The 9,077-nt window shown below is 64.3% G+C and carries 2 protein-coding genes; both read left to right on the top strand.

The features are described from left to right. On the top strand, positions 1-5,559 hold a 5,559-nt coding region (locus ACIQ7H_RS20940; RefSeq protein ID WP_395795215.1), incomplete at its 5' end, for an amino acid adenylation domain-containing protein. After that, positions 5,556-9,077 (top strand): amino acid adenylation domain-containing protein (locus ACIQ7H_RS20945; RefSeq protein ID WP_395795217.1); only part of this gene is annotated, 3,522 nt, incomplete at its 3' end. The genes ACIQ7H_RS20940 and ACIQ7H_RS20945, both read left to right, overlap by 4 nt.

Genomic DNA, 9,077 nt, shown 5'->3' on the forward strand with positions numbered 1-9,077 from the left:
TCGAACAACCCGCGGTTTGTCGACCTGCTGACGCGCAGCAAGCACGACATTCTGGAAGCGTATGCGCATCAGCACGTGCCGTTCGAGATGCTGGTGGATCAGCTCAACCCGGATCGCCAACTGCGTCATGCGCCGCTGTGTCAGATCAAGTTGGCGCTGCAGAACTACGAGTATCCGCTGCTGGCCTTGCCGGGGGTGGATCTGCAGCCGATCGAGCGTGACGTCGACGTCACCAAGCTGGATTTGGAACTGAACGTATTCGAGGACGATCAGGGTCTTCGAATGCACTGGATTTACGATGCAGCGATATTCGATTCCGCAACGATCGCTCGCATGGCCGGCCATTTCGAGAATCTGCTGAGCGGCGTCGCCACCGATGCGGAACGCAGCATTGCCGAGTTGCCCCTGCTAGGTGAGGACGAAAGACGTCTGTTGGTCGCCGCCGACGATCGCAGCGATGGATTCGAGCTTGCGACCGCGCGATGCATCCACGAACTGTTCGAGCAGCAGGCCGCGATCGCGCCGCAGGTGATCGCTCTGCTGCACAACGGTGCACAGATCAGCTACGGCGAACTGAACGCTCGAGCCAACCGACTGGCCCACTTCCTGAGCGCACAGGGGGTACGGCCGGAACAACCGGTCGGTGTGTACCTGGAGCGCTCGATCGAGCTTGTGGTGGCGCTGCTCGCGGTGCTGAAGGCCGGGGGCGCCTACGTTCCACTAGATCCCGAGTACCCGTCCGAACGCGTCGAGTACATGCTGGTCGATTCCGGCATTCGTTTCGTCATCACCCAAGAGAATCTTCTCGCCGCGCTGGGCGATCACCAGCTCACCGCGTTGGCGCTCGACCAACCGCGGTTGCAGCAGCTGCTCGCGCGGCAGCCCGAACAGAACCTGGACTGCAGCGAAATCGGGCTGCGTGCCGACTCGCTTGCGTACGTGATCTATACATCGGGTTCGACCGGCAAGCCGAAGGGGGTTTGCCTCGAACACCTCGGCGCAGTCAACCTGGCAGAGGCGATGCGCGCAGAGTTTCACCTCGGCGCCGAGGATCGGGTGTTGCAGTTCGCTTCCTGCAGCTTCGATGCGGCCACCTGGGAATGGATCATGGCGTTGACCGCAGGTGCGACGCTGGTGCTGGCCGATGAAGACGCCCGCACCGACGGCGCGCGGATGCGGCAGTTGCTGGCCCGTGATCGGATCACGGTCGCCACCCTGCCGCCGAGCTATGTCCGCATGCTGGATGCCGATGCCTTGGCTGGCCTGCGTGTGCTGGTCACGGCGGGCGAAGCGCTGGATCGTGCACTGGTCGGGAACTTGCTGGAGAGCGCCCCGCAGCTTTTGCTCTACAACGCCTACGGCCCCACCGAAGCCACCGTCTGCGCGACCTGGCAGCGCATTGAGGCGGCGGGTGAGCCGATCACGATTGGTCGTCCGCTGGCGAACGTCAGCTGTCATGTGCTGGGCGCCTGCGGCGAGCTTCTTCCGATCGGCGTGGTCGGCGAGCTGTACATTGGCGGCATCGGTCTTGCTCGCGGCTATCTCGGCAAGCCCGAACTTACGTCTGAGCGTTTTGTCGCTGATCGGATCGGTGCTAGGCCGCAGGCGAAGCTGTACCGCAGCGGTGATCGCGCGCGGCGGCTGGCTGACGGCCGGATCGAGTTCATCGGCCGGCTCGACAATCAGATCAAGCTGCGAGGATTCCGCGTTGAACTCGGCGAGATCGAGGCCGTTCTGAGCGGACTGCCGGAAATCCGAGCAGCGGTCGTTCGTGCGATCGATGCTGCGGGCGATCCGCGGCTGGTTGCCTATCTGGTACCAACGGCGCCGATCGATGATGACGAGTACGAACGTCGCCGCACTGCGCTGACGCGTTCCTGCGAACAGGCGCTGGCCTCTGCGCTGCCCGACTACATGCAGCCCTCGGTGCTGATCGTGGTCGATCGAATTCCGCTGACACCGAACGGAAAGATCGACTACGAAGTCCTGCCGATGCCGCGCGAGGGTGATTGGCGACGTAACGATTATCGCCCCCCGCAAAGCGTAGTCGAGCAGCGCCTCGCGATGGTTTGGCAATCAGTGCTCGGTGTAGATCGAGTCGGTCTCGACGAGAACTTCTTCGCGCTTGGCGGCCACTCGCTGCTGGCGATGAAGCTGACCAGCCAGATTCGGGACGAGTTCGGGGTCGAGATTCCGCTGCGCCTGCTGTTCGAGAAGTCGACGCTTGCCGAGCTTGCCGAGCTAGTCGAAGGCAACGCCTCGGACGCTGCTCTGCTGTCGCCGATCATGCCCGTCGATCGGTCGCAGCCGCTGCCCTTGTCCTATGCGCAGCAGCGCTTGTGGTTTGTCGATCGGCTCGAAGGCAGCAGCGCGCAGTACAACCTGCCGGCGGTGTTCGCGCTGCACGGCGACCTTCACCGGGATGCCTTTGAACATGCCGTCGCGCAGATCGCACAACGACACGAGGTGCTGCGAACCCGCTACATCGAGGTCGACGGCCAGCCGCGTCAGATCGTCGCATGCGACTCCGGGGTTCCGTTTGAAGTGGTCGATCTGACATCCATCGACCTCGCTCAACGCGAGGGTGAGGTGCGGCGACTGGCGCTGATCGATGCGCGCACACCGTTCGATCTTCAGCGGGATCCGTCGATTCGCGTGAAATTGCTTGCGCTGGACGATCTCCATCATGTGGTGCTGTTCAACATGCACCACATTGCCTCGGACGGCGTCTCGATGGGCATCTTGGTGCACGAGTTCGCGACGCTGTATGGCGCCTTCGTGGATGGCCGGACGTCGCCGCTCGATCCGCTGCCGATCCAATACGCCGACTTTGCGGCGTGGCAGCGCGAATGGCTGCAGGGACATCGCCTGCAGCACGATCTTGGCTACTGGAAGCGCCAATTGGATGGCATCCCGCTGATGCACTGCCTGCCGCTCGACAAGCCGCGCCCGGGGCAGCAGGGCAGGGCGCCGGCGCAAAGCCGGCATCAGCGCATCGACGGCGACCTGCTGCAGCGAGTTCGCGAGCTGTGCAGTGCACAGGACGTGACCTTGTTCATGCTGATGCAGTCAGTGCTTTCGGTCCTGATTGCGCGCTACAGCGGCGAGACCGACATCGTCATCGGAACGCCGATCTCCGGACGGGCACACCGTGAGACAGAGTCGCTGATCGGCTGCTTTCTGAACACTCTGGTGCTTCGGAGTGATTTGAACGGTGCGCCGAGTTTTGTCGAGCTTCTGGCGCGGAATCGGCGAATGATTCTTGACGCCTACACCCACCAGCATGTCCCGTATGACTTGCTGGTGGAGGAGCTGAATCCGGAACGCAGCCTGGCCTACAGCCCGGTGTTCCAGCTGAAGATCGCCCTGCAGAACCAAGACGACAGCACGTTTTCACTGCCCGGTTTGCGACTCGAAGCGATGGACAGCGTCGGCGAAGTCACCCGACTCGACCTCGAGCTCAACATTGCCGAGTTCAAGACCGCCCTGCTGCTGAACTGGACCTTTGACACCGCGCTCTGGCACGAGGAAAGCATCCATCGGCTGTCGGAGAATTTCCTCGTGTTGCTGCGCGAGCTGATCTCTGCGCCCGAGATCAGCGTGATGCGAGTTCCCATGCTCGCGGACGTTGAACGCGACCTGCTCATGAGTAGCTGGGGTGGCACTTGCGGCGATGGTGAACAGCCGTGCTGCATGCACACGCTGATCGAACAGCAGGCGGCACGCTCACCGGATGCGCTGGCGCTGGTGCAGGACGATGCGACGCTGAGTTATGGCGAACTCAACGTGCGCGCCAATCGGCTCGCCCGCTATCTGAGCTCGGTCGGGGTGCGACCAGAAGCGCCTGTCGCGGTCTGTTGCGAGCCTTCGATGGACGCCGTGATCGGCTTGCTGGCGGTGCTCAAGGCTGGCGGGGCCTACCTGCCCGTCGATCCAAGCCAACCTCTGGAACGAATCGCCGAAATTCTGCACGACAGCGGAGCGCGGCTACTGCTGACGCAAAAGCACCTGCTGGAGTCAATGTCATTCGATGCCTGCATGACGCTCCACGTGGATTCCGAGGCGCTTGCGGCGCGTCTGCAGGAACAGCGCGACGACAACATCGCTCCATCGTCGATCGGATTGGGTCCGCGGCATCTGGCCTACGTGATCTACACCTCCGGATCGACCGGGCGGCCGAAAGGCGTGATGGTCGAGCACGCCCAGATCACCTATTCGACGCGGGCACGATTGCGCCACTACCGCGGCGCACCGCGGGCCTATCTTCTGATGGTCTCGTTGGCCTTCGACTTCGGCTGCGGCAGCCTGCTGTGGACGCTGGCCGGTGGTGGCACGCTGCACTTCCCGAGTTCCGGATTGACTGACGCCGCGGCGCTCGGGCGCGAGCTCGTCGACAGGCGGATCAGCTGCGTCGCGATTCCTGCGGCGGCCTATCGGCAGCTGCTGGATGCGCCCAGCTTCTCGTTCCACGGCGATACCGTGATTGTTGGTGGCGAGACGATTGACATGCCGACGGTGCGTCGGCACTTGGCACGCTTCCCCGGTGTGCGTCTCAGCAACGAGTACGGCCCCACCGAGACCACGGTCTGGTCGACCGTGTACGACTGTGATGCCCCGGATGGCATGGACGCACTGCCGATCGGGCGACCGTTGCCGGGGACCTTGTGTCGCGTGCTGTCGGCGTCGGGTGCGCTTTGCCCGATCGGCGCAACCGGCGAGCTGTACATCGGCGGTGCCGGCGTGAGCCGCGGCTATCTCGGCGCGCCTGCGCAGACGGCTGAGCGATTTGTCGCCGGACTCCTTGCGCAGGACGGCGAAAAGATCTTTTACCGCACCGGTGATCGGGTGCGCTGGCGGAATGACGGCCAGCTCGGGTTCGTCGGCCGCGACGACACGCAGGTCAAGATTCGCGGTTATCGCGTCGAGCTGGCAGAGGTGCAGGCGCGGATCGCCGAGCATGATCTCGTGCGTGAGGTCGTGGTCACCGCACCCCTGGATCCATCCGGCGCACGTCGCCTGCTTGCCCATCTCGTCCCCGAGCAGTGGCTTGAACCCGAAACCGAGGACGACCGGATCGCGTGGAAGAACCGGCTGACCTCATCGCTGCGCATTCACCTGAAGGAAGCTCTGCCCGGCTACATGTGTCCGGCTGCGTTCGTTCTGCTTGAACGGATGCCACTTGGCGCCAACGGCAAGGTTGATCGCCACGCGCTGCCGCCGCCAGAAGCGGAAGACCTGCGCGCGGCCAGCTACGTCGCTCCGGCGAGCGACTACGAGCGCCGCGTCCACGAGCTTTGGCGAGCCTTGCTCAGCCTCGAGCGCATCGGTGTCCACGACAGCTTCTTTGACATCGGTGGCCACTCTCTGCTGGTCATGAAGCTGATCGGTGCCATTGAGCAGACGTTTGGGGTGGCTGTGACGGTCAAGGAGCTGTTCGTCAACTCGACGATTTCCACCCAGGCGGAGCTGATCGAAGCAGCAGAGGGCGTGCGGCGGGCGATGGCGCGCGTCGACAAGCGCCGCAGTACTGATGGCGAGCAGGCGGAGTTGTTGCTGTGAAGCTGGTGGATCTGATCCGTCGCTGTGCTGATGCACAGGTCGCGCTGTCGCTGCAGGACGGTGCACTGAAGCTGCAGTTCGATCAGCGCCCGTCGGAGGCGTTGCTGGATGCGCTTCGAGCAAACAAGCAGGCGGTCGTCGACCTGCTGGCGCGCGACGTGAAGCGCACGACGATCCCACCCTGTGCCGAGCGACGGCGCGCCCGAGCGTCCTATGCGCAACGGCGATTGTGGTTCGTGGACCGCTACCAGCAAGGACAGTCTCACCAGTACAACATGCCAGGCGCGTTCCGATTGTCTGGCGAAATCTCGGGCGAAAGCGTCCGCGTGGCGCTGTCCACGCTTTGTCGTCGCCACGACGTGCTGCGCGCACGTTTCGTTGAACACGATGACGAGCTGTTGCAGCTGGTCGACGATGACGTAGAACCCTGGCTTGAACAGATCGATCTCAGCGCGTTGCCCGACGGACCGCGTGAGGCCGCACTGCTGGAAGTCAAACACAGGCTCGCGGTACGGCGCTTCGATCTTGACCGGGAGCCGCCGCTCGCCGTCGCATTGATTCGATTGGCGGCCGATGAGCATGTGCTGCAGTTCACCGTTCACCATATCGCCGCCGACGGCCATTCCATCGTGATCATGGGCCGTGAATTCGCCGAAGCCCTCGCTGCACTGCGCGATGGCCGTGCGCCCGAGCTGCCGCCGCTGTCGCATCAATATGCGGACTTTGCCGAATGGCAGCGCGAACTGTTCGACGGGGCGGCGGCCGATGGTGAGCTGACGTTCTGGCGCGAGATGCTCGCCGACGCGCCGGCCGTGCACAGCCTGCCACTCGACCGTCCGCGTCCGGACAGCGCCGAGCATCGCGGCGCCGCGCTTCATCAGGCGATCGATGGCCCCGATGCGGCGCAGATTCGCGAGGCCTGCACGCAGCACTCGGTGACGCCCTTCATGTTTCTGCAAACGACCTTCGCTCTGCTCGTCGCGCGTTTGAGCGGTGAGCAGGACGTCGTCGTGGGCTTTCCAGTGTCCGGCCGCAACGCAGCCGAACTGGAGCCGTTGGTTGGGCTGTTCGTCAACAACCTCGTATTGCGCACGCAGATCGAGGGCAATCCGTCGTTCGAGTCGCTGCTGCAGGCAGGCAAGCAACAGATCGTCGAGGTGCTGGCGCGCCCCTCGCTGCCGTTCGACCGCCTTGTGGAGGCCATCGCACCGCGACGTGGCAGCAGCCATCATCCGCTGTTTCAGCTGGTCTTCGGCTTCAACGAAGTTCAGCCGCAGCCGGCCGGCCTGGCGGGGCTCGCGACCAGCGCCGAAGCGCTGCAGCGTGACAGCGCCAAGGTCGACCTTGAGCTGAGCGTCGCCGACGATGGCAAGCGGCTGCAGATCGGCTGGATCTACGACAGCGAGCTGTTCGACGCTGCGACCGTTCGCAGCTTCATGGACGCATTTTCGATGCTGCTGCGCGGTGTCGCGGGCGACGCGGAGCGCGGCGTGCATGACTATCCTCTGGTCGATCCAAATGCTGCCGCAAAGCTGGTCGAACTCGGGCGAGGCCGGCCCAACGACCTAGGCGGCGAGACCCTGTACGCGCGGTTTGCTGCTGAGGGTTTGCGCGTCCCGGATGCGACCGCAGTCGACGAAGGGAATCGGCGCATCAGCTATCGGCAGCTGCTTGATCGCAGCGAGCGTTTGGCCAGCTACCTGACGGCGGCAACCGAGCCGGGTGAGAGGATCGGGCTGTGCCTGATGCCGTCAATCGAAGCGGTTATCGGCGTGCTGGCCGCGCTGCGATGCGGTCGAACCTATGTGCCGATCGATCCGACGCAGCCGGCCGCGCGCAAGCAATTCGTGCTGGATGACGCAGGCATTGGCCTGCTCCTGGGCAGTCGCGATCTGATCGACGATATGCCGCTCGGCGGCCGCGACTTCATGCTGCTGGACGACGCCCTCGACGATGCCAACTGGCTGCCCGGCCATGCCGTCATCGCCGCCGGCGAGGTGCCCGAGGCGCCGGCGTATGTGCTGTACACATCAGGTACCTCGGGACAACCAAAGGGCGTTGTGGTCGAACAGGCCGGCCTGCTGAATTACCTCGTCTACGCGGAAGCCGAGTACTACCGCCGACAACCGGTGAAGGGCGGCGTGGTCAGTACGCCGCTGTGCTTCGACGCGACGTTGACCACGCTGCTGGGCCCGCTGCTGTCCGGTTGCACGGTGCGCTGCCTGTCGGCGGAAGCGCTGAGAAATGGCGAGCTGGCTGCGCTTTTGGCTGGCGAGGCCGGCGACTGGGTGTTCAAGCTGACCCCGGCGCATTTGGAGGCTTTGTTGCCGGATGCGGATGTTCCGCTGATCGGCCGAGCGTCACATCGGCTAGTGATTGGTGGCGAACAGTTGCACGCGCCGCTGCTGCTTCGCTGGCGGTCGCTGTTGCCGAACACGGCCTTCGTCAACGAATACGGGCCGACCGAGACCGTCGTCGGTTGCGCGATCCGGAGCATCGAGGCCGGCGCACGCTTCGATCAGATGGTCGGCGGCGTTTCAATCGGACGTCCCATCAACAACACACGCTTGTACGTGCTCGGCTCAGGTGGGCAACTGCAGCCGCGGGGCAGCATCGGCGAACTCTTCATTGGCGGTGATGGCGTGGCCTCGGGCTATCTCGGCCGTGAGCAAACGACCGCTGAACGCTTCGTCGCCGACCCGTTCGCGGGCGGCTCGGCGCGCATGTATCGGAGTGGCGATCGGGTCCATTGGCGCGCGGATGGTGATCTCGAGTATCTCGGTCGCAGCGATCGGCAGGTCAAACTGCACGGCTATCGGATCGAGCTCGATGAGATCGAGGCGCAACTGCGGTCGATCGAGTTCATCGACGGGGCCGCCGCGCTCGTGAGTACACGCACCGACGGCAGCCTCGCGCTAGTCGGCTTTGTTTCCACCCAGCGTGCCGATGGCGCGCGCTCCGCGGAGTTGGCGCTGCGCGAACGGCTACCGGCCTATATGGTGCCGAGGCCGATCATCGCGCTGCCGCAGCTGCCTCTTACTGCCAACGGCAAGATTGACTATCGCGAATTGATGGCGCTGGCGGCGGCGCCGGCGATGGACTCTCGGGTTGTCAGTCAGGCGCCGCGAACGCCCATCGAGCAGGAACTCGCAGGCATCTGGAAGCAGCTGCTGGGAGTTGCCCAGGTTGGCGTGCACGACGATTTCTTCGCACTGGGCGGACACTCGATTCTTGCCACCCGGCTGGTCAGCTCGGTTCGCCGAAGGCTCTCCGTGGAGCTGCCCCTGCGCAAGCTCTTCGAGCAGCCAACGATCGCCGGATTGGCCCGCCTCATCGGCGAACTCGGCGATTTGCCGGTCCTGCCAGCGATTGTTGCCGACCCTGGTCGCGGGCCGTCGCCCCTGTCCTACGCCCAACAGCGGCTGTGGTTTTTGGACCGTCTGGAGGGCGGCAGCGGGCACTACAACATGCCTGCGGCCTTGCGCTTGAGCGGGGTTTTGGAGGTGGACGCGCTGCGC

The sequence above is a fragment of the Aquimonas sp. genome (genome assembly GCF_044377145.1).
In the GTDB taxonomy this organism is placed as follows: domain Bacteria; phylum Pseudomonadota; class Gammaproteobacteria; order Xanthomonadales; family Xanthomonadaceae; genus Aquimonas.